2 protein-coding genes and 1 pseudogene are annotated in these 2,202 nt (G+C 37.0%); all 3 read right to left on the reverse strand.

What is annotated here, in order from left to right; all coding sequences use genetic code 11:
- Positions 1 to 195: pseudogene (locus tag L4C33_RS21755) on the reverse strand (tetratricopeptide repeat protein); the annotation flags it as partial.
- Positions 196 to 283: 88 nt separating this feature from the next.
- Positions 284 to 1,171 (reverse strand): type II secretion system F family protein, encoded by an 888-nt coding sequence (locus L4C33_RS21760; RefSeq protein WP_428814469.1) that lies wholly within the window; start codon positions 1,169 to 1,171, stop codon positions 284 to 286.
- Positions 1,171 to 2,097, reverse strand: coding sequence for a type II secretion system F family protein (locus tag L4C33_RS21765; RefSeq protein ID WP_428814470.1), 927 nt, complete (start codon positions 2,095 to 2,097; stop codon positions 1,171 to 1,173). The genes L4C33_RS21760 and L4C33_RS21765 overlap by 1 nt, the downstream gene beginning before the upstream one ends.
- Positions 2,098 to 2,202: the final 105 nt, after the last annotated feature.

Consider the following 2,202-nt stretch of genomic DNA (forward strand, 5'->3'; position numbering starts at 1 on the left):
ACACTCGACAACCATTGCCATAGCATTCGATTCTTTTTCTCGAATCCGAGTTATTACAAATAAGCTAGATTCATAATCACCATTATTTGCATACGCTTCTGCTAGTTTGATTCGAGTTAAATCATTTTCCTTAACTTTCAACTGACTTTTATAATAAGTTATTAGGTTTGGATAATTATTCGTTTCGATTAACATAGATTCTTTAGATTCGGACAACTTACTATCTAAACTACTGTTAGCGCATCCGAACAAAAATAAAGATAGAGATAGCGTCATTATTCTTTTATACATTTGCCATCACTCTCATTATCCCTGGAGCCGTGATCAGAATAACGATCGGCATCATTATAAACAGGATCAGCGGAATAGACATTTTGGCTGCTAGCTTGCCGATTTTTTCTTCGACTCCCAACATGTTCACTTCTCTAATATCTGAGGCGAGCGTCGTAAGTACATCAAATATTGAAGAGCCATACTTCAAGCTTTGCTTAAGGGTCATAACAAAACTTCTGACCTCCGGAGTTGGGATCCTGTTATAAAATTCATCTAAAGCTATATCCAAACTTACGATCTTAGTACGTTCATTGATTTTATTAAGTTGATAGGATAAATCCTTATCAAACCCTTCCATTTCATGCGACAAATAGCTCATTGCCGACTCCAAAGTCATGCCTGTTTGAATACAAATAGCCATTAAGTCTAAAAGATAAGGCAGTTGGTTCGATATTTTTCGTCTCAACGCCTTTTGCTTTATCGCTAAATAACTGTCAGGACCAGTGACACAAAAAACAAACCAAATAGCCAGAATCGCAATAACTTGGTTAACTATGAGTTCAAATCTAGATAACAATACATAAATAAGAATGCCACCAACAAATGCAACCAAGTATTTTGTTAGCATGTAATACTGTGAGATATTTGAATTATAAATCCCTGCATCATCTAACTTTTTATCAATGTCATCTTTTGACGAAGTCAAAGTAGATGAAAGATTATCGAAGAGCCTATCTAACCCTTCCTCATTTTTGTCTTCAGAGCTACTTTCATCAAATAGTGAAAATCTCTTTAGCATTCTTCGACGACTAAATTCACGGTATGCTCTAAAGGAAAAATAAGACAAACACGCGAACAACAATACAAGAAGAGCAAAAATTAACGTTTGTTTTTGCATTACTTTTCTACACTTTTCATTAGCGACCAAACAATGAGCAAACCAATAAACTCACTCGCAAGAACATAATAAAGAATAGGTTTACCCGCAGGGTCATTCATTACAAAGTCAAAGTTTTGTGGGCTGATGAATTGCATAGAAAACATAAAACCTACCGGTATAGCGGAAACAATTTTTGCAGACATTCTTGCTTCTGAAGTCATTGCCATCTTTTTCTTTTCAATAGCTCGAGAGTCAAACATCAAGCGATTCAATCTATTAATGACTTGTTTTAGCTGCCCACCTCTTTGCATGTTCGCTCTAAGCGTAATTACAAAAAAGTAAAAAGCAGGGTAAGGGAAGCGTTGAATTGATTTTCTAAAAACAGAATCGACAGACTCTCCAACTTGAAGGCGCTCCCCCATTTTCTTAAACTCTTTACCAACCTCTCCTTCCWAGGTTTTACCCACATAGATAATGGCATGAGTAATACTTTCACCCGAGCTAACCGCACTCGCCAACATACTAAGTGCATCTGGGAATGCTTCTTCAAATTGTGTGCGCTCACGACTTTGWAACCATTGATAGCCAACAATTAATCCGATTGGAACTAATACAGAAATAACAACGACCGCATCCATTTTGATAATCTTCTGATTTAAGACGACGCCGATTACAATTAAAAGTCCGCAATAAACGACTAACTTCAGACCTGCATATTTACCTAACTGTCGAAGTACATTATCAAATTTACTTTTACACTTTTGAGCGAACGTTTGGTTAGACAGTGCATTAAGATTGACGGCCTGCTGGGACTCATCAATAGACTCGATATACAAAGTTTTGTTTGCTTCCATTAAATAGTGATGACGTTCTTCTTTTTTCGATGGCCAGAACGCCACCAGCATAGCGACTCCACCCAGTATCAAAGCTAACCAATAAATCACGCTGGCTCTCCAACCCTAAAGGCACTATTCAGCTGTTCTTCTAAACCAAAAAATTTCGCTTTTTCAACTAATACTGATCGCTGCATCATACCCGCAGTTACATAA

It is taken from the genome of Vibrio makurazakiensis, assembly GCF_050337375.1.
Lineage (GTDB): Bacteria > Pseudomonadota > Gammaproteobacteria > Enterobacterales > Vibrionaceae > Vibrio > Vibrio makurazakiensis.